This window comes from Flavobacterium commune, from assembly GCF_001857965.1.
Taxonomy (GTDB): Bacteria; Bacteroidota; Bacteroidia; order Flavobacteriales; family Flavobacteriaceae; genus Flavobacterium; species Flavobacterium commune.
On record NZ_CP017774.1, the window covers coordinates 3346222 to 3364987 of the forward strand.

Annotated in this window: 19 protein-coding genes; 9 read left to right on the plus strand and 10 right to left on the minus strand. The window is 34.0% G+C overall.

Annotated features, from left to right (window positions below):
• Position 1: 1 nt before the first annotated feature.
• From BIW12_RS13825 to BIW12_RS13835, 3 genes are read right to left on the minus strand one after another with little or no spacing between them, the layout of a single operon-like run.
• Positions 2 to 793, minus strand: a complete 792-nt coding sequence (locus tag BIW12_RS13825; RefSeq protein ID WP_071185649.1) for an SDR family oxidoreductase — start codon at positions 791 to 793, stop codon at positions 2 to 4.
• Positions 794 to 796: 3 nt separating this feature from the next.
• A complete protein-coding gene (locus BIW12_RS13830) occupies positions 797 to 1624 on the minus strand; it encodes an amidohydrolase family protein (protein WP_071185650.1) in 828 nt (275 codons plus the stop codon).
• A 1-nt stretch (position 1625) separates the two neighbouring features.
• Positions 1626 to 2642, minus strand: coding sequence for a zinc-binding alcohol dehydrogenase family protein (locus BIW12_RS13835; protein WP_071185651.1), 1017 nt, complete (start codon positions 2640 to 2642; stop codon positions 1626 to 1628).
• A gap of 129 nt (positions 2643 to 2771) precedes the next feature.
• On the opposite strand from BIW12_RS13835, the gene BIW12_RS13840 reads away from it, so the two are divergent.
• The gene (locus BIW12_RS13840; protein WP_071185652.1) at positions 2772 to 3800 is read left to right on the plus strand and encodes a LacI family DNA-binding transcriptional regulator; all 1029 of its coding nucleotides are present in this window, start codon (positions 2772 to 2774) and stop codon (positions 3798 to 3800) included.
• Between the two features lie 201 nt (positions 3801 to 4001).
• Here BIW12_RS13840 and BIW12_RS13845 read toward each other — a convergent pair whose 3' ends face one another.
• The 3 genes from BIW12_RS13845 to BIW12_RS13855 all read right to left on the minus strand — a co-directional run bounded on the left by BIW12_RS13845 (position 4002) and on the right by BIW12_RS13855 (position 7001).
• Positions 4002 to 4739: a DUF4339 domain-containing protein gene (locus BIW12_RS13845; protein WP_071185653.1), complete on the minus strand. Its 738-nt coding sequence runs from the start codon at positions 4737 to 4739 to the stop codon at positions 4002 to 4004.
• A gap of 136 nt (positions 4740 to 4875) precedes the next feature.
• Positions 4876 to 5433 (minus strand): DUF6642 family protein, encoded by a 558-nt coding sequence (locus tag BIW12_RS13850; protein ID WP_071185654.1) that lies wholly within the window; start codon positions 5431 to 5433, stop codon positions 4876 to 4878.
• A 725-nt stretch (positions 5434 to 6158) separates the two neighbouring features.
• Positions 6159 to 7001, minus strand: coding sequence for a hypothetical protein (locus tag BIW12_RS13855; protein WP_071185655.1), 843 nt, complete (start codon positions 6999 to 7001; stop codon positions 6159 to 6161).
• 219 nt (positions 7002 to 7220) lie between these two features.
• Here BIW12_RS13855 and BIW12_RS13860 point away from each other — a divergent pair, with 219 nt between their 5' ends.
• The 6 genes from BIW12_RS13860 to BIW12_RS13885 all read left to right on the plus strand — a co-directional run bounded on the left by BIW12_RS13860 (position 7221) and on the right by BIW12_RS13885 (position 13314).
• A complete protein-coding gene (locus BIW12_RS13860) occupies positions 7221 to 8051 on the plus strand; it encodes a 1,4-dihydroxy-2-naphthoyl-CoA synthase (RefSeq protein ID WP_071185656.1) in 831 nt (276 codons plus the stop codon).
• A gap of 125 nt (positions 8052 to 8176) precedes the next feature.
• Positions 8177 to 9139, plus strand: coding sequence for a 1,4-dihydroxy-2-naphthoate octaprenyltransferase (menA, locus tag BIW12_RS13865; RefSeq protein WP_071185657.1), 963 nt, complete (start codon positions 8177 to 8179; stop codon positions 9137 to 9139).
• Between the two features lie 378 nt (positions 9140 to 9517).
• The gene (locus BIW12_RS13870; protein WP_071185658.1) at positions 9518 to 10195 is read left to right on the plus strand and encodes a metal-dependent hydrolase; all 678 of its coding nucleotides are present in this window, start codon (positions 9518 to 9520) and stop codon (positions 10193 to 10195) included.
• A 113-nt stretch (positions 10196 to 10308) separates the two neighbouring features.
• A complete protein-coding gene (locus tag BIW12_RS13875) occupies positions 10309 to 11508 on the plus strand; it encodes a tetratricopeptide repeat protein (RefSeq protein WP_071185659.1) in 1200 nt (399 codons plus the stop codon).
• Positions 11509 to 11543: 35 nt separating this feature from the next.
• A complete protein-coding gene (locus tag BIW12_RS13880; RefSeq protein ID WP_198033425.1) occupies positions 11544 to 12209 on the plus strand; it encodes a DUF4240 domain-containing protein in 666 nt (221 codons plus the stop codon).
• Positions 12210 to 12270: 61 nt separating this feature from the next.
• The gene (locus tag BIW12_RS13885) at positions 12271 to 13314 is read left to right on the plus strand and encodes an o-succinylbenzoate synthase (RefSeq protein WP_071185661.1); all 1044 of its coding nucleotides are present in this window, start codon (positions 12271 to 12273) and stop codon (positions 13312 to 13314) included.
• Between the two features lie 6 nt (positions 13315 to 13320).
• Here BIW12_RS13885 and BIW12_RS13890 read toward each other — a convergent pair whose 3' ends face one another.
• The 4 genes from BIW12_RS13890 to BIW12_RS13905 all read right to left on the minus strand — a co-directional run bounded on the left by BIW12_RS13890 (position 13321) and on the right by BIW12_RS13905 (position 15862).
• Positions 13321 to 13845: a hypothetical protein gene (locus tag BIW12_RS13890; RefSeq protein WP_071185662.1), complete on the minus strand. Its 525-nt coding sequence runs from the start codon at positions 13843 to 13845 to the stop codon at positions 13321 to 13323.
• A 55-nt stretch (positions 13846 to 13900) separates the two neighbouring features.
• Positions 13901 to 14377, minus strand: a complete 477-nt coding sequence (locus BIW12_RS13895; RefSeq protein WP_071185663.1) for a hypothetical protein — start codon at positions 14375 to 14377, stop codon at positions 13901 to 13903.
• A gap of 218 nt (positions 14378 to 14595) precedes the next feature.
• On the minus strand, positions 14596 to 15063 hold the full coding sequence (locus BIW12_RS13900) for a hypothetical protein (RefSeq protein WP_071185664.1): 468 nt from the start codon (positions 15061 to 15063) through the stop codon (positions 14596 to 14598).
• A gap of 121 nt (positions 15064 to 15184) precedes the next feature.
• Positions 15185 to 15862: a Crp/Fnr family transcriptional regulator gene (locus BIW12_RS13905; protein WP_071185665.1), complete on the minus strand. Its 678-nt coding sequence runs from the start codon at positions 15860 to 15862 to the stop codon at positions 15185 to 15187.
• 109 nt (positions 15863 to 15971) lie between these two features.
• Here BIW12_RS13905 and BIW12_RS13910 point away from each other — a divergent pair, with 109 nt between their 5' ends.
• The gene (locus BIW12_RS13910; RefSeq protein WP_071186441.1) at positions 15972 to 18359 is read left to right on the plus strand and encodes a heavy metal translocating P-type ATPase; all 2388 of its coding nucleotides are present in this window, start codon (positions 15972 to 15974) and stop codon (positions 18357 to 18359) included.
• A 170-nt stretch (positions 18360 to 18529) separates the two neighbouring features.
• Entirely contained in the window at positions 18530 to 18742 is a 213-nt protein-coding gene (gene ccoS, locus BIW12_RS13915; protein WP_071185666.1) for a cbb3-type cytochrome oxidase assembly protein CcoS, read from the plus strand.
• Positions 18743 to 18766: the final 24 nt, after the last annotated feature.

An 18766-nucleotide genomic window follows, 5' to 3' on the forward strand; every position in this document is an offset into this window, starting at 1 on the left:
TTTATTCCGTTAATAACGAACGGTCTAAGTGAACGTAACCTCCATCACAAAAGATGAATTGTCCCGTAGTATGTGATGATCTTTCAGAAATGGTAAACAAACATGTATCTGCAATTTCGTCCGGAGTTGTCATTCTGTTTTCCAAAGGAATTTTTTTGACGATAGATTTTAATTTTTCTTCTCCGTTTTCCAATGTTTTAATCCAGGTATCATAAGCAGGAGTCCAGCTTTCGGCAATGATAATCGCATTTACTCTTATCGAATGTTTAATTAAATCCACCGCCCATTCGCGGGTTAATCCTAAAACACCGCCTTTGGCAGCAGCATAACCTGAAGTTCCTCCCTGACCTGTTAATCCAACTTTCGAACCAATGTTCAAAATTGGACCTTTAGATTCTTTTAAGTAAGGAAGTGCACTTTTTACAGTTACAAAGTAGCTTACCATATTCAGTTTCAAAGAATCCATAAATTCTTCGTAAGAAGCGTCTAATCCTGCACCGTCATTAACACCAACATTATTAATTAAGGCATCAATACGACCATATTTTGCCACAATCTTAGCAATTGAAGCTTCAATTTCGTTAGGATTAGTTACATCTGTTTTACAAAATAAACCGTCAATTCCTTGTTTTTGAATTTCTTCAATATAAGCAAAACCTCTATCGTTTCTATCAATTACCGCTGGAATGGCACCTTCGGCAGCCAGGTGTTGCAAAATAGTCTCTCCAATACTTCCTTTAAGTCCAGCCGCACCAGTAATTACGACTACTTTTCCTTTTAATCCTAAATCCATAATTTATAAGTTATAAAATTGCATTGCGTTGCCACCCATAATAGCAGCTTGCTCTTCGGAGTTTAATTTCGCAATGAAATTGGTTACTAATTCTTTTGTTTTTGTGTAATTTCCCGCCACTAAACACACCGGCCAATCGGAACCAAAAAGGATTCGGTTTGCACCAAAAGTGTCTAAAACCAATTGCATATAAGGTTCTATTTGCTCTGGAGTCCAGTTGTTATAATCGGCTTCGGTGGTCATTCCGGATAGTTTGCAATACACATTTGGGTATTCACCAATCGCTTTCATTAAAGTTGCCCAACCATCATAAAATCCGTCTTTTATATATGGTTTTGCAATATGATCGATGACAAATTTCTGATTTGGAAAACGGCGTACTAATTCTAATGCTGCTCCTAACTGATGTGGAAAAATAAGAATGTCATAAGTGAAATTGTATTTTTCTAATGCAGCAATTCCGTTCAGGAAATCAGGGCGCAACATAAAATTATGATCGGCTTCGCCTTGAACCACATGTCTAAATCCTCTTAGTTTTGAAAATGCGCTGTAATGTTTTAAAACAGTGTCAATATCAGAAGCTCTTAAATCAACCCAGCCTACAATTCCTTTGATAAAGTTGTTTTTTTCGGCTAAATCCAAAAGAAAATCTGTTTCTGCCAATGTTTGATCTGCTTGCACAGCCACACAACCATCGACACCATTAGCTTGATAAACTAATTTTAAATCTTCAGGCAGGAAATTCTTTCGAATGACTTTCATGTCATCGTCTATCCAAGCGTGTTTTTCCGCTTCGTAGATCCAAAAATGCTGATGCGAATCGATTATCATACTATTTTAATTTAAAATCTACAGTAGCTTTAATTACGCCTGTTGCAGGATTTAACCAGCTATCAAAATTGGCAATCATTTCGGTATAAGGAACATTATGGCTAATGTACGATTCTGTTGGGAATTGGTCTAAAATACTGATTACGTGTTCAAAATCTTCGGTAGTAGCATTTCGGCTGCACATCAAAGTCATTTCTTTGGCGTGAATCGCTGGATGGCTATAAGTCAATTCTCCTTTGGATAAACCAACAAGCACAAAACGACCACCGTGAGACATGTAATTTGGGCAAGTTTCCAAAGCTCCTTTGTGTCCTGAAGCATCAAAAACAGCTGTACATAAATCGCCATTGGTGATTTTAGTGATTTCTTCAACCGTATTTTCGCCTGCTTTTACCGTATAATCCACACCGATTTTTTCTTTGGCGTAAGCCAAACGCTGCTCATTCATATCAATAGCGATTACTTTGGCACCGGCAATTTGAGCCAGTTTCATAATCCCAATTCCAATAGGTCCACAACCCACTACAGCAACAGTTTCTCCTGGAACAATTGCCGCTCTACGAATAGCGTGCGCACCAATTGCCAAAGGTTCTACAATAGCCATTTGGTCGTCAGATAAATTATTTGCTGGCAAAAGGATAGAGGTAGGGACTGTAATTTGTTCCTGCATTCCACCATCAGTGTGAACACCCAACACTTTGATATTGGTACAACAGTTGGTTTTTCCGTTTCTACACGCAATACAAGTTCCACAACTTACATAAGGCATGATTACAACATTATCTCCAGCTTTGATTCCTCTGGAATTGTCTCCAATTTCAAGTACTGTTGAAGCCAATTCGTGTCCTAAGATTCTAGGGTAGCTAAAAAAAGCCTGGTTTCCGCCATAAGCGTGTAAATCGGTTCCGCAGATTCCTACTTTGTTGATTTGTAATAAGGCTTCATTTTCTTTTCTTACAGGTGCTTCTTTTTCTTTTAAGATAAATTCACCTGGTTTTTCGCAAACAATGTATTTCATTTTCTTAATTATTTTTTTGTTCCAACGTTTGAACAGTCCGAAAAATAAAAAACACAAATAGAGATATCTTGTGTTTTCAGTTTAAAGTAGCTATTTTTGTTCAATCGATTGAACAAATATAAAAACTAATTGGAGAATAAAAAAAAATCTACGATAAAAGATATTGCTGCTGTATTAGGTTTAACACCTTCGGCGGTTTCTAAAGCTTTGAATGATCATCCCAGAATTAGTGAAAAGACTAAAGTCGCGGTGAAAGAAGCGGCAATTCAACTGGATTACCAGCCTAATTATTTGTCGAGTGCTTTACGCAAAGGGAAAAGTAATTTGGTTGGTGTAATTATTCCCCGTGTCAACAGTCATTTTTTTTCTTCGGTAGTCGAAAATATCGAAAAAGTGCTCAATCTGAATGGTTACAATATCATCATGACCCAGTCGAATGAATTGTATGCCAAAGAATGTCAGGAAATAGATACTTTATTAAAAATTCAGGTGGATGGAATTATAGCTTCTATGGCAAATGAAACGACTGATTTAGAATACTACCAAAAAATAAAATCCAAAGGTACCCAACTTGTATTGTTTGATAGAGGTGAAGAGGAGTTAAATGTTGATTATGTAGGGATTGACGATTATAAAAGTAGCCACTTGGTTATTGATCATTTGGTTTCACAAAATTGCAAACGCATTGCACATATTGCCGGTTTTAAACACATCCGAATTTACAAAGAACGAATTCGGGGTTATAAAGATGCATTGGAGAAATCAGGATTAGCAGCTCCCGAAAATTGGATTATCGAAAGTAATTTGCGTTTGGAAGATGGTCGCCGAATTATGCAGCAATTATTGGATTCTCCCGAAAGACCCGATGCGGTTTATGTGGCTGGAGACATTGCGGCGCTTGGTGCTTTGCAAGTACTTTTAGAAAATAATATTAAAGTCCCTGAGGAAATAGCGCTGATCGGTTTTAGCGATGAGCCTTTTACTTCGTTGACGCAGCCTTCCATTTCAACCGTAAATCAGCATAGTGACCAAATTGGAAAATTAGCTGCTGAAGCTTTTTTGGAACGAATAAATAACCCCAAGAAAAAAACGATTAACCGAATCATTTTAGAGCCGGAATTGATTATTAGGCAATCTTCGAATAGGAATTTAAAATAAGTCAGAAGCGCAATTGAATTTATAAAAATACCGCAGATTCGCAGATCTTAACTTTTTTTCCATCATTATTTAAGAATAAAACCTGCGAATCTGTGGTAAAAATATTTTACAATTTTAGAGCAGGAATAGTAAATTTTGATTCAAAAATATAAGGTGTTATTTGACTTTATATGATAAAATAAACAAGCTGTTTTATTGATTTTAAGGATTTTGTCTTGCTTTTATTCGTATTCTGTCTAACTCCAAACTCAATTGATTGCGCTCATTTTCAAGGGAATCAATATTGTTTTTTAGTTGATTAATATTTGTTTGAACAAGGTTGATTTCTTTATTTTTTTCATCGGCTGTTCTAAAAAACTGAAATTCATTTGCTTTTGTTAGTCTGTTTTTAGCGTCTTCTAAAAGAGTTTGGTTTTCAATCTGTTTGATTCGAATTTCAGAAAGCCTTGTATTGATGGTTTCTTTTCTTTCTTTGACAAGTCGTTCCGCTTCAAGTTTTTCCTGTTCTGCTAAACGTAGTTTTTGTTCCTGAATTTCTTTTTCCTGTAATTGAAATTGTCGATTTTCTTTCTCGGTTTTATCGTTTTTATGTTCAAAATCGATTCTTCTGTTTTCTTGTAAAATAGTTAAAAACACACTCCCTATAATTAATACCAGAAATAATGACGCAATGTAAAAGGTGTTTTTGCGTAATCCCATAATCTTGGAATTTTTTATTTTCTTTTTCGGTGTTGGAGCAGTAGTTGGCGGTACTGCCTGAAAAGGAGGTGGGGTAACTTTTAAAATAGCCTGTAATTCCTCTATTTCTCCAGCTGTTTTCCAGTCGGGCATTCCTGAAAACCATACAGGTGTTGATGCTGTAATTTGTTTGATTTGCAATTCGGCTATATCAAAAGGCCCGCTGCTTTCGATACCGTTATGTAAATAATATTTTTTCATTACGATTAACTGATGTCTGATTTTATGAATTAAAACTAACTTTTTTGAAAAATAGTATAATAATCAATTAAGTTAGCTTTTGCGAAGTTATTAAAGTTTAATGAGTTCCCGAAATTGATTTTTTTCTAAAAATATTTTAATAGTACAGTCTGAAATCGAGTAATTTGCAGGCTTCGTAATGTTTTTGATGTAATTCTTCTACAATTTCTACAACATCATCTTCTTCCTGACACAAATTAAAAAAAGCGACGTCGAGTTTAATACTGGCCATGTTGGGCGGTAATGCTCTTCCGTAACCTGAAATGGCTTTGGCTCCGGTAACATCAAGGAAATATTGGGCTTCTTCTTCGATTAAATCCAAGGCTTTCAAATTGGCAAAGTGAATAATTTTGCCTTTTAATTTTCCTTCAAATAATTCGGCAATTTCTTCTAAACTGTAGTAATAGTCATGAAGACAAATATTGTTTTCCTGTCCCGGCATGACCAAATAGATAATTTTATAATCTTTGAAATTATGATCATCATAAAGCAAAGCTCCTAAGCTTTCTTCCAGTCCTTCGATGGTGTCGCAGCTTTTATAAATACTGTTTATTTGGTATTCAAGGGCTAGATTTTCAAGGTTTTTAATAACGGGAGTATCCATGAGAATTTCTATATCGGCTACGGCTTCCAGACAAAAAATAAAGTTTTTCATGAGTAATGTAAATGCAATTTAGCTTGGCTTTGGTCTTCGCAAAAATAGTTTTTTTATGGCTTTAATATAGTATTGAGGTGATTTATACTTTTTTCAAAACGATATATAAAAAAGAAAGACTAATCCTTTCGGTTAGTCTTTCTCTTTTATAGCCTATCTTATTTTTGGACAAACTATAATGTATTTAACAATAGGAAACTATTTTAGTTTCTCGTTTACCGTTCTTTCTTTATCTTTTTTTAACCTCAAAATGATATTTGGAATCTCATTTTGCATTAAAACCTTTGGTAGTAGCAGTTTCTTTGGATTTTACGCATTCATTTTAATGACTTTTTTTGTCTCGTATAGTAATCCAACTTTTTACCTTTGGTGCTACTTTGAGTAAATTCTAATATAATTCAGGGTTTCCCTGCTGGGCTCTTTTCTTCCGAAGTTTAAATTTAGTAACGTACAAAAAAGAGTGATAAAGCTTGTTGTTTTTTTCAATAATCTTTTTTTAGGTTAATAAATCAGTTTAAAACTCGCGAGTTAGCCTGTATTGTAAATATTTGACCAATTCCTGAACTAACTATGCCTAAAATTAATAAAAAAAAGTTTTCAGCTTTCAAAAAAATATCATTATTCGATAAATTTTAACACTATCAAAGGATTAACGGGAGAAGGATTACTGCAATCGGAATTGGAGTTGAAATAAAGAAAAATAAGTTGTTAGAATTATTCTGAGACTAATTTTCAGACGAACGTATTTTTTCTGATTTGGAAACAATTTCCTGAATAATTTGGTCTAATTCATTGCTGGAAACGACAATATTATCGATTAGAAATGTTTTTTCTTCTTCTGTATTATCGTTTTCTTTCAAAAGATTGGTTATTGCCATTAATCTGGACAATGGTGTTCTCACCACATGTGATTGTATCCAGGTAATTTCTTTTAAAACCTCATTTTGTTTTTCGATTTTTTTAGTGTGTTTGATGTTGTTTTTAAAACTTTCGTCAAGACCATGGAATAATTTAGGAACAAGTGAACAAACTAAAAAGCTCAGGAAAATCAAATTTGAAAAAACCGCAAAAAGTTCGCTTGATTTAAAGTTGATATTGTGAGGTGGAGTCATCTCAAGATAATATAAGAGAATGTAAAAAATAGAAATATAGATATTGAAAAGAGCTGGAGCGTATTGGTTTTTAAAAGTATAAATAAAAGTAGCTAAAAAACAGGCGGCAAGTAGATACAGTGTGCTATTTAATCCTACATAATAAATGAGAAAAGAACTTAAGGTATATACAGTTCCAATGAATAAAAGTTTGCGTTGTTTTATTTTGATTCCTTTTTTAATTCCTGTAAAAATAGCCAGCAAAACCGAAAATATATCCACTATAACCATCAGATAAAGTTTTTCTTCAAAAGCCCAAATCAGCGAGGGAATCAAGGCAATAACACTTAACGGAATGATGTAGATTATGGTATTTGAAAACATATCATCACGCCAATATTTTAAATCTTTATTCTCCTGAGAAGAGAGCAAGATGTTGTTTTTAACAATTGAAGTATAAGTATTCCATATTTTCATAATCAAATAGTGTTTTTGTATGTTGAAGGAACTACTGTAAATATAAAAAAATAAAGTAATAAAATACTTATTTTAAGTTGGTGATTTATTGGTTAGTATTTTGTTTTGTAGATTCTGCTTTTGAGTTAATAATTCTTTTTTTAGGCTAAATAAAGGATAGCATAGATAAAGTGTAAAAAATGATTTATTTTTACGCTAAAATAATTTAAGCCCTTTAGAATGGATTGGATAACAGTAAAAGAATACGAAGATATCACTTATAAAAAATGCAACGGTGTTGCCCGAATAGCTTTCAACAGGCCTAACGTGAGAAATGCTTTCAGACCTAAAACAACTTCAGAACTTTTAGATGCCTTTCATGATGCGCAGGAAGATACTTCAATAGGTGTGGTTATGCTTTCTGCTGAAGGACCAAGTACTAAAGACGGGGTTTGGTCTTTTTGTAGTGGAGGTGATCAAAAAGCACGCGGACACCAAGGTTATGTTGGGGAAGACGGTTACCATCGATTGAATATTTTAGATGTACAACGATTGATCCGTTTTATGCCAAAAGCGGTTATTGCAGTAGTTCCGGGTTGGGCTGTAGGCGGCGGACATAGCTTACACGTGGTTTGCGATATGACTTTAGCAAGTAAAGAACACGCTATTTTTAAACAAACCGATGCCGATGTAACCAGTTTTGACGGAGGTTACGGTTCTGCTTATCTGGCTAAAATGGTGGGACAGAAAAAAGCACGCGAAATTTTCTTCTTAGGACGTAATTATTCGGCTCAGGAAGCGTTTGAAATGGGAATGGTAAATGCTGTGGTTCCACATGACGAATTAGAAGCAACAGCTTACGAATGGGCACAGGAAATATTGGCTAAATCGCCAACATCAATCAAAATGCTGAAATTTGCGATGAACCTTACTGATGACGGAATGGTAGGACAACAGGTTTTTGCCGGAGAAGCTACAAGATTAGCTTATATGACTGAAGAAGCTAAGGAAGGAAGAAATGCTTTCCTTGAAAAAAGAAAACCGAATTTTGAAAAGAAATGGTTGCCGTAGGAAGTGGGGAGTTAGAAGTGGGAAGAAGGAAGTTTTTTAATGAATAATTTTTACCCGATTAAAATAACCTCTAACCTCAAATTTCTAACCTCTAATCTCAAATTTCTAATCTCTAACTTTTTAACATGAAACACTGGATTGAAGCCGCAAGATTGCGCACCTTACCTTTGTCTGTATCAGGAATTATCGTAGGAAGTATGTATGCTCTGGCACATCCTACCGATGAAATATTAACACCTACCGAAGTTTTTAACTGGAGACTTTTTGGCTTTGCTATATTAACAACTTTAGGATTGCAAATTCTTTCCAATTTTGCCAATGATTATGGTGATGGAATGAAAGGAACCGATAATGAAGACCGAATAGGGCCTAAACGTGCCATTCAGAGTGGTGTGATTACGCCTGCCGCGATGAAGCGTGCTATTATTATCACTTCTTTTTTGACCTTGCTTTCGGCAATGGCATTGATTTATTATGCTTTTAGAGATACTAATTTATTCTATTCGTTATTCTATCTTGTTTTAGGGATTTTAGCCATTTTATCGGCTATTCGTTATACCGTTGGAAATACCGCTTATGGTTACCGTGGTTATGGTGACTTGTTTGTATTCGTGTTTTTCGGATTGGTAAGTACCTTAGGAGTGAACTTTTTGTATTCCAAGCAATTAGATTTGGAATTGATTTTGCCGGCCATGGCTATTGGTTTTTTAAGTGTAGGTGTTTTGAATTTGAACAATATGCGCGATGAAGCTTCTGATAAAAAGGCAGGGAAAAATACCATTGTGGTAAAAATTGGTGGAGCAAAAGCTAAAAAATACCATTACTTTTTAATTGGTGGTGCGATGGTTTTGACTTTGGTATTTGCAATTATAAGTGAGTTTAAATTTGATCAATACCTGTTTTTGTTGGCTTATATTCCTTTAACTAAACATTTAATTACGGTTTCTAAAAATCAAGAACCTAAAGAATTAGATCCCGAGTTAAAAAAATTAGCCTTAAGTACTTTTGCACTTGCTGTTTTATTGTCTTTGTGTATGATTTACTTTTTTTCAGATATAGTTGTGAATGCTTTTTTAGGCGGAAGATAAGTTGGTTCTTAGTCCTCAGTCCTTAGCGACAATAAATAGTAAAAATAAAAAGTGAATTGGGATTAGTGATTGTAAATTAGATACAGGGATTCTATACCCATTGAACTTCCAAGATTGGAGTTTACCAATCGCTAAAGACTAAGAACTAAGAACTAAGAACTAAGAACTAAGAACTAAGGACTAAGGACTAAGAACTAAGGACTAAGAACTAAGGACTAAGAACTAAGGACTAAGAACTAAGGACTAAGAACTAAGGACTAAGAACTAAGGACTAAGAACTAAGGACTAAGAACTAAGAACTAAGGACTAAGAACTAAGGACTAAGAACTAAGGACTAATTACTATTCACTAGTTACTCATCACTCAAAAAAAATAAAAATGAAAATAACCTATTACGGACACGCTGCTTTAGGAATTAAAGTGGGTGGAAAACACATTATTGTAGATCCTTTTATTTCAGCAAATCCATTAGCCGAACATATTGATATTGAGGATTTAAAAGCCGATTATATTTTGCTGACACATGCTCATGGTGATCATGTTTTGGATGTGGAAGCAATTGCTAAACGTACTAATGCGGTGATTGTATCCAATGCAGAGATTGCGGGATATTATGCTGCCAAAGGTTTTCAATCGCATCCGATGAATCACGGTGGAAGCTGGAATTTTGATTTTGGAAAGGTAAAATATGTAAATGCCATTCATTCGAGTTCTTTTCCTGACGGTTCAAATGGAGGAAATCCGGGTGGTTTTGTTATCGAAGGCGAACATAAAAACATCTATATCGCAGGCGATACTGCTTTGACAATGGATATGAAACTGATTCCAATGCGGACCAAATTGGATTTAGCCATTTTTCCAATAGGCGATAATTTTACCATGGATATTGAAGATGCTATTTTGGCTTCTGATTTTGTGGAATGTGATAAAATCTTAGGCTACCATTATGATACTTTTGGATATATAAAAATCGATCATAAAGAAGCTATTCAACGATTTTTCGACAAAGGAAAAGACTTAATGCTGCTTGAAATAGGAGACAGTATCGAATTGTAAATTTTTAGAAGCTATTCCTGCTATCCGCTGCAATCTTGCCTGCCGAACACCGGCAATCAAGGATTTTCGCTACTATCAGGGCTAGTTTCGTATAGTTAACACCAACTACATCCGTGAAAAAAATAATTACACTGCTATTTATTAGCATTTTTTGCCAGTCCGTTTTTGCTCAAAAAACAGGTTATTGGGACAAAGAACGTGCTACTTACAAAGAAATTGTTGTTTCAGCCAGAGACAAAATTATTGTGGAAACCGATGATTTTCCGGCAGGAACTACCGAATTGATTTATAGAATCACGCTTTTGGATGACAATCAGCAAATGGCGAGTAGTCTGGTTTCGGTTTTAAAATCCATTCCGGATCCAACAGGAATTAGTCAGGGTTCGGCGGGAGCAGTTTTTTTAGCATCCAAAATTTCTGGAGATGATAAATGCAAATACGCTATTTTTTCGACTAAAGAATTAACTGCTGATTACATTTCAAAAGGAGAAACGACTAATGCTTGTTTGGTTCAAAATACGCCTTTAAGCAAAGATGCCAAGCGACTTTCTATTGATAAATCGGCTTGTATGAAATCGAATGCAGGTAAATTGTATTTTGGTTTCGAAAGTTCGAATTGGATTATGAAGCAGAAAATCGTTCTCGAAGTCGTGCCTTGGGTAGATGCAAAATTGAGTAGAGGATGGACATTGGAAAATAGAAAAAACATCATTAGCCAATGCAAAACTTCGGCATTAGCCAGAAAAATGGCAAATTCAGATGATTTTTGCGTCTGTATTGGCGATAAAATCCAAAAAGAATACACTTTTAAAGAATTTCAAAAACTCTTGCCTATGGAACAAACCAAGGCGTATAAGGATTTTGGTGCGAGTTGTTTTGAAGAAACCGGAATTGCCAAAACGGTTTTTAATGATTTGAGAGTTAAAGCGTCGAATAATCTTAAAAAAGGCGATTATAGCTCGGCAATAAAAAACTACAACGAAATCGTCAATCAACAAAAAGCAACTGCTTTAGATTATAGTAATTTGGGTTATGCTTATCTATTGACCAAGCAATACGGAAAAGCTATTAAAACCTTGAAAGAAGGCGAAAAACTGGATGATACGGAATTATTGGTCAAATTGAATCTGGCGCACGCTTATTTGCTAAATGGCGAATACTCGAAAGCAAAAACAATCTATAAAGAATACCAAAATCAAAACGTAACTGATAGTTTAAGCTGGACTAAAAAAATAAAAGACGATTATCAAACTTTTGCAAAAGCAGGAATTCAAAATGAGAATTTTGAAAGGGTTTTGAAATTGTTGAATTAATTGAATATTCTGTTTTTTAATCTTAAATGTCTGAAATGAAACAAATATTTTTAATTTTAATGCCCTTATTTTTAATTCTTTTGGGGTGTAAAAAAATGGAACAAACAGAAAAAACTAAAAATATGTCAAATTTTATTAAAGTAAAATCAAATATAGTTGTTGATACAATTAAGACAGATAAATTTTGGACAATTATAGGTCATGCTGTAAAAGAGTCAAAAGGGAATGATGATCTTAAAGAACAAATATTGATAAGCGAACTTAAAAAACTTTCTTTAGTTGAAATCAAAAATTTTGAATTTGCTTTTCGTAAATGTATTATTGATGCTGATGAGTTTAAAATAATGGCAGCTATGAAAATTATCGAAGGTTATGTGAGTGATGATTCATATTTATATTTTCGCTGTTGGCTTATTGGACAAGGAAAAACTATCTTTCAAGAAACTTTAAAGAATCCAGATTATTTAACGAATGTTGTGAATCAGGACAAAATTCATGAATTTGAGGGGTTGATGTATGTAGCAACTAAGGCTTATGAAATAAAATCAGGAAAAAAAGAAGATGAGAGTTTTCCAAGAAATGAGGCAGGTAAAATTGGTTTAGATTATGATTTTGGAGCACCTCCAACAAAAGGGGTTGATTGGACTGAAGATGAATTACCAAATTTACTACCTAAATTATATTCAAAATATAATGACTAGTAAAATATTAAGTTCTTAGTGAACCTTGTGAAAAAACTTTGTGCCCTTTGTGGTTAAAACAATGAAAGCAACCTATCATAAATACATTCTTAATTTCAAACGACCATCAGGAACTTCTCGTGGGGTTATGACCGAAAAAGAAACCTGGTTTCTGGTCCTGGAAAAAGACGGAAAAAAAGGGATAGGAGAGTGCGGAATCCTAAGAGGTTTAAGCGCTGATGATCGACCTGATTATGAAGCCAAATTACAATGGACTTGCGCTAATATTCATTTAGGAAAAGATGTACTTTGGGAAGCTTTGATTGAGTTTCCTTCGATACAGTTTGGAGTCGAAATGGCTTTTCGGTCTTTGGCGAGTGAAACTCCTTTTTTGCTCTTTCCTTCTGCCTTTACCGAAGGCGAAAAAGCAATCGAAATTAACGGTTTGATTTGGATGGGCGAAGCGGCTTTTATGAAGCAGCAAATAGAAGAAAAATTAGCACAAGGCTTTCGTTGTGTCAAACTCAAAATCGGTGCTATAGATTTCGAAAAAGAACTGGAATTATTGCACTATATCCGGGAATATTTTACTCCCGAACAAGTAGAAATACGTGTAGATGCTAATGGTGCTTTTGGTTTAAATGAAGCTTTATATAAATTAAATCAATTGTCTGAATTTAAACTACATAGTATTGAGCAGCCTGTTCAAAAAAACAACACTGACAGTATGGCAGAACTGTGTAAAACAACACCTTTTCCTATTGCTTTAGATGAAGAGTTAATCGGTGTGTTTTCATTGGCTGAAAAAGAACAATTACTGCAAAAAATTAAGCCGCAATACATCATTTTAAAACCCAGTTTTGTAGGTGGTTTTAGGGGAACTCAAGAATGGATTTCGTTAGCCGAAAAGCACCAAATTGGCTGGTGGATTACTTCGGCTTTAGAGTCTAATATTGGCTTAAATGCCATTGCACAATGGACCTGTTTATTAAAAAATCCGATGCCTCAGGGATTGGGAACAGGAGCGCTTTATACTAATAATTTCGATTGTCCTCTTGAAGTCGCTCAAGGTCAATTGTGGTATAAAAAAGAGTTGGATTGGAGCTTTGATTTTAGACTTGTATAAGCTTACTTACTGGTATAAATTATTGATTTCTTTAGCTGTTTCAAAAATATTTGGAGTATTTTGATAACGACTTGAATAATAGGATTTTTTATTGACAGCCGTAAAATTCCCTATTTGATTGGCAAAATTTCCTGATGTCCCTTTGATATTAAAACGAATCGATGTAATATTATGTTTTTTGAGTTTGTTCATTTCGGCGGCTGTAAAGTTAAAATAAGAGCTCAGGCTGTTTTCAGTGTTTTCAAATTGTCCTTTGTCGATGCAACTGATAAAACTATTGTCACTTAAATAAACGTAAACTGTGCCTGCAATCATCGATTTAGGATTTGTGGTAACAACCGAAAGTTTTAATAATCCGCCATTCTCTGTTTTAGCCAACTGTAGCTGAACTTCACCGCCAAGAGTATAATTGGTACTGATGAAATTCCAGACACCTGTTCCCTTGAATTGCTTATTTTTTACAGTCATCATCTCCTGACTTGAAACTGAAAAATGGATAAGAAAAAATAGTAACAGCAGTCTCATGTTCATAATTGTGCCTTTTTATACCAGAAAATTTCTGGCTGTTTGATAATTATAATTGGTATTATTTGTTGTACGTAAAAGTTGTTGTCCAGTCGGATGTTTTTATTGCTGAAACTAAGTTATCAGTGTTCATAAAAACACGTAATTCTTTGTTGGCTACTTTTTTAGAATACAAAGCTTTAAATCGATAGACTGTTGTTTGATCTTTAGTGTTTTGGTAAACTTCGGCTAATTCTAAATCTTTAAAAGTACCGTACCATTGTCGGTATTTAGTACAGGTTTTGGAGAGTTTTTCGATAGTGATGTTATTAATAACAGAGGTTGTAGCTTCGCTATTGGTAAAAGGCTTGAATTTTGAGGTATTACAAGTCATCAAAACTCTTTTTCCTAATTCGTAGGCTTTGTTTTTTTGATTGTTGTTGATTTGGTTTAAAGCCAATTGGACAACTTCATCTGCTTTAGGTTCGCTTGGCGTAATTTTTTTGGATTTACAACCTGCCAAAGCAATAATACTTAAGATTAGAATTAGTTTTTTCATTTCATTTTTGTTTTAAAAACTAAATAAAATAAAAAAAGCCAAGCTAAAAAAATCAGTTTGGCTTTATAACTTAAAATTTAGGAAACTTTAGGATATTTTTTGGAAATGGGCTTCTGGAATTTTGAACTTTAACTAAAAATCAACCTTTTTTAGAATGATTTTAGAGAGGTATTGAACTAATGTTTTAATCCTTTGTAGTTGCTCAGACTGGTTGTTTTTTAAGAGTAAATTTCAAATGTTTTTCTAAATTTCTTTTCTATAATTTTTTTACTCAACTTGTATTGGGAACTTCCATATAGTAACATTAATAATAAAAAAAGATTTGGTATCATTAGATCATTTTTGTTACCGAATTTAAAATTGATATAAGTTATCATGCCAATTCCACAAGCTATCCATAATAGTAAAAAATATTTTTGATATTTAAATTTCGGAAAAATTTCATATTGAATTTGAAGTTTTTTATTCACAAATTTATAATTTCCTTTTATGAGGTATGAACTATGAGTAATTCTGTAATTTAATGTCAGATAGAATGTTTTGTCATCGTAACGTCCGTAAAAAGATTTTGAAGAATCGAAAAAAAACAAATTGAATGGTGTATTAATTTTGAGTTGTGGATGTCCAATTTCTATAGAGCTTTTTAATTTTTCTCTAAATTCATTGATGTTAAGTTTTGACTGCATTATCTTTTTTGAATTATATTTTAATCATTACAAAATAGCAACAATATACGTATAGTTATCGATGTTTACTACTGTAAAGTAAATATAAAAAACAAAGAAAGAATAGGAAAACAATAAAATCTTAAACCATCTTTTTAAGTTGAGGAATATTTTTAAGCACAATCTTTTTCGCTTTTAATTCAATCAAACCTAATTTATTGAAATCAGATAATAGTCGAATACAGCTTTCGGTAGCGGTACCAATCATGCTGGCGAGTTCATCCCGGGTTAATTGAATTTTTAGGCTTTCATCTTCGTTTTTACCAAAAGTATCCTGAAGATAGAGTAGTGTTTCGGCAAGGCGCTGTTTTACAGTTTTTTGAGCCATGTTGACCACATGGTCATCTGATTCTTTCAAATCACCACAAATGGTTCTCATGACATTCATTGAAAATTGATTGTTTTTGTCAAAAAAGCCCATGATTTCACTTTTTGGAATAAAACATACCTGCATGTCTTCAAGCGCTACGGCACTAAGGTTTACAGGTTCTTCACTTATCATTGAGCGTTGTCCTAAAAGTTCTCCTTTGCTAACCAATTTTACAATATGATCTTTACCATTTGGACTCAGTTTTGTCAATTTGCAAACACCGTCTTTAACACAAAAGATACCGTTTACATTTTCACCTTCTTCAAAAATCACTTCGCCTTTTTTTACCAAAAGAGAAGTCTTGCACTCGGCAAGTTTTACTAATTCGTCTTTGTTGAGTGCTTTTAAAGAGCTGAATTCTCTAACGATACATTGTTCACATTTGCTCATTTTGAATGAATGATTTGATTATTTGCAAAATTAAGTATTTATATGATATATATCATATTTTATGAGGTATTCCTTTAAGAATTTTGCATAAGGTAAAATGAGCAAAGTTATGGATACACAAAACTGTTTCCATTGTGGTTTAGATGTTGTAAAAGAAGCTGAAATTATTTTTGATGCAAAAAAATTCTGTTGCGCCGGTTGTAAAACGGTTTACGAAATTTTTAGTCTCAATGATTTGACTTCTTATTATGATTTTGAAAAATCACCTGGAGCAACTCCGCAGGATAATAATGGTAAATATGATTTTTTAGAAAATGAAAACATTGTTTCAAAATTATTGGAATTTCAAGAGGATACAACCGCTATTGTTTCACTTAGCATTCCTCATATACATTGTAGTTCTTGTATTTGGATTCTGGAAAATTTACAACGCCTTCAGGAGGGAATAAATGTTTCTCAGGTTAATTTTCCTGACAAAAAAGTGCGTATTAACTACAATCCACAAAAAGTTTCGCTTAGTGAAATTGTGAAATTGTTGTGTTCCATTGGCTACGAACCTTATATCAGTCTGGAAAATTACGAGACAGGAAAACAAAAAGTCGATAGAAGTTTAACCTATAAATTAGGTGTGGCTTTCTTTTGTTTTGGAAATATTATGCTGCTTTCTTTTCCGGAATATTTTGAGGTGAAGGAATTTTGGCTGGACAATTACAAACCGTTTTTCAGGTGGCTAATTTTTGCTTTGTCTTTGCCTTCGTTTCTGTATTCGGCCAGTGGCTATTATGTTTCGGCTTATAAAAGTATCAAATCCAGAATGCTCAATATTGATATTCCGATCGCTTTAGGAATTGTTGTTTTTTTTATTCGAAGCACGGTTGATATTGTGATGGATTACGGTTCCGGTTTTTTTGACAGCCTGACCGGTTTGGTTTTCTTTATGCTTTTGGGCAAAATGTTCCAAATTAAAACCTATAGTTTTCTGAGTTTCGAAAGAGATTTTAAATCCTATTTCCCGGTTGCTGTTACCAGAATAAACACCGATACTTCCGAAGAAAGTGTGGCTGTTTATGATATTCAAAAAGGAGATCGATTGTTGATTCGAAATCAGGAATTAATTCCCGTTGACGGAATCCTGATAAGTGAAAATGCGACTATTGACTATAGTTTTGTTACCGGTGAAGCCATCCCGATAAACAAAAAATCAGGTGACAAAGTTTTTGCAGGAGGAAAACAAATAGGGGAAGTAATCGAAATGGAAGTGTTGTTTTCTGTTTCTCAAAGTTATCTGACCCAATTGTGGAGCAATGATGTATTCCAGAAAAATGTAGAACAAAAACACAAAAACATCACCGACAGCATTTCGCGTTATTTCACGCCCATCTTGTTATTGATTGCTTTTGTGGGATTTGGCTATTGGATTTTTAAAGATGTAAATACGGCTTTTAATGTTTTTACAGCGGTACTAATTGTGGCCTGTCCCTGTGCTTTGGCTTTGACAGCTCCCTTTACTTTGGGAAATGTATTGCGAATTGTCGGCAAGCAAAAATTTTACCTTAAAAATGCTTTGGTAATCGAACAATTAGCAAAAGTAGATACGATTGTTTTTGATAAAACCGGAACGATTACCACCAATAAAAAATCGAATATTTCGTATGAAGGAGAGCCTCTTTCTGAGAATAATTTGATTCGGATAAAATCAGTATTGCGGGCATCTAATCATCCCTTAAGTAGGATGTTGTATGACTTTTTGCCAGATGTAGGCAAAGTGAAAATCACCGATTTTGAAGAAATCACCGGAAAAGGAATTCAGGCAAAAGTGGTTGAAAGTTCGGTTAAAATAGGTTCGGCAAACTTTGCCGGAAGTTCTGAAGTCAATTCGACTTTACAAACTTCAGTTCATATCCAGATTAACGGTATCTATTACGGAAAATATATTTTTAAAAATCAATATCGTGATGGTTTAGAAACGCTTTTTAGAAGTTTGAAATCCAATTATCAAGTAAAAGTATTGTCTGGAGATAATGCCGGAGAAAAAGAGGCTTTAGAGCAACTTTTGCCTAAGGAAACCGAATTGGTTTTTAATCAAAAACCGGAACAGAAATTAGAGTTTATCAGGCAATTGCAGGAATCGGGTAAAAATGTGATGATGGTAGGTGATGGACTGAATGATGCCGGAGCTTTGGCTCAGAGTAATGTAGGGATTTCTATTTCTGAAAATGTAAATGTTTTTTCACCTGCCTGCGATGCCATTTTAGAAGCAAATCAGTTTCAAAAACTGCATTATTTCCTGAAACTTTCTAAGAAATCTATGTGGGTGATTAAAATGAGTTTTGGCTTGTCATTGCTTTACAATGTGGTGGGCTTGACTTTTGCCGTAACGGGTAAATTAGAACCTCTGGTAGCGGCAATCATTATGCCTTTAAGTACAGTAACCATTGTGAGTTTTGTAACGCTAATGAGTAATTATTATGCGAGGAAGTTAGAAGTGGGAAGTTAGAAGTTGGGAGTAGGGTAATTATGCGACTTCTTTTCCTCTGGAGGGATACCCGCGGCGGCGGACGGGGTGGTCTATTTTGAAATAACAAACAGTATTAAAATCCAAAGCATGATAAATGTCATAGAATTCCCGAAGCTGGGAGTCTAATTTTGGAGTGTAAAATTTAAGGTATGAGTGTCATCTATTTATTAATAACCATTAGCATATTCGTTGCAATAGGCTTTTTTATCGCTTTTGTTATTGCGGTTAAAAGTGGTCAGTATGACGACGATTACACGCCATCGGTCAGAATGCTTTTTGACGATGAAATTTCGAAAACAAAAAAGCAGAATTCAGAAGGCAGAATTCAGAAGCGGAGGTCTAAAAGGGAGCAGACGCAATAATTTTTAATTTTTTTCAAACATTTT

Coding starts and splice junctions, on each gene's coding strand:
- BIW12_RS13825 (WP_071185649.1), bottom strand. CDS start 793: ATGGATTTAGGATTAAAAGGAAAAGTAGTCGTAATTACTGGTGCGGCT.
- BIW12_RS13830 (WP_071185650.1), bottom strand. CDS start 1,624: ATGATAATCGATTCGCATCAGCATTTTTGGATCTACGAAGCGGAAAAA.
- BIW12_RS13835 (WP_071185651.1), bottom strand. CDS start 2,642: ATGAAATACATTGTTTGCGAAAAACCAGGTGAATTTATCTTAAAAGAA.
- BIW12_RS13845 (WP_071185653.1), bottom strand. CDS start 4,739: ATGAAAAAATATTATTTACATAACGGTATCGAAAGCAGCGGGCCTTTT.
- BIW12_RS13850 (WP_071185654.1), bottom strand. CDS start 5,433: ATGAAAAACTTTATTTTTTGTCTGGAAGCCGTAGCCGATATAGAAATT.
- BIW12_RS13855 (WP_071185655.1), bottom strand. CDS start 7,001: ATGAAAATATGGAATACTTATACTTCAATTGTTAAAAACAACATCTTG.
- BIW12_RS13860 (WP_071185656.1), top strand. CDS start 7,221: ATGGATTGGATAACAGTAAAAGAATACGAAGATATCACTTATAAAAAA.
- menA (WP_071185657.1), top strand. CDS start 8,177: ATGAAACACTGGATTGAAGCCGCAAGATTGCGCACCTTACCTTTGTCT.
- BIW12_RS13870 (WP_071185658.1), top strand. CDS start 9,518: ATGAAAATAACCTATTACGGACACGCTGCTTTAGGAATTAAAGTGGGT.
- BIW12_RS13880 (WP_198033425.1), top strand. CDS start 11,544: ATGAAACAAATATTTTTAATTTTAATGCCCTTATTTTTAATTCTTTTG.
- BIW12_RS13885 (WP_071185661.1), top strand. CDS start 12,271: ATGAAAGCAACCTATCATAAATACATTCTTAATTTCAAACGACCATCA.
- BIW12_RS13890 (WP_071185662.1), bottom strand. CDS start 13,845: ATGAACATGAGACTGCTGTTACTATTTTTTCTTATCCATTTTTCAGTT.
- BIW12_RS13895 (WP_071185663.1), bottom strand. CDS start 14,377: ATGAAAAAACTAATTCTAATCTTAAGTATTATTGCTTTGGCAGGTTGT.
- BIW12_RS13900 (WP_071185664.1), bottom strand. CDS start 15,063: ATGCAGTCAAAACTTAACATCAATGAATTTAGAGAAAAATTAAAAAGC.
- BIW12_RS13905 (WP_071185665.1), bottom strand. CDS start 15,862: ATGAGCAAATGTGAACAATGTATCGTTAGAGAATTCAGCTCTTTAAAA.
- BIW12_RS13910 (WP_071186441.1), top strand. CDS start 15,972: ATGGATACACAAAACTGTTTCCATTGTGGTTTAGATGTTGTAAAAGAA.
- ccoS (WP_071185666.1), top strand. CDS start 18,530: ATGAGTGTCATCTATTTATTAATAACCATTAGCATATTCGTTGCAATA.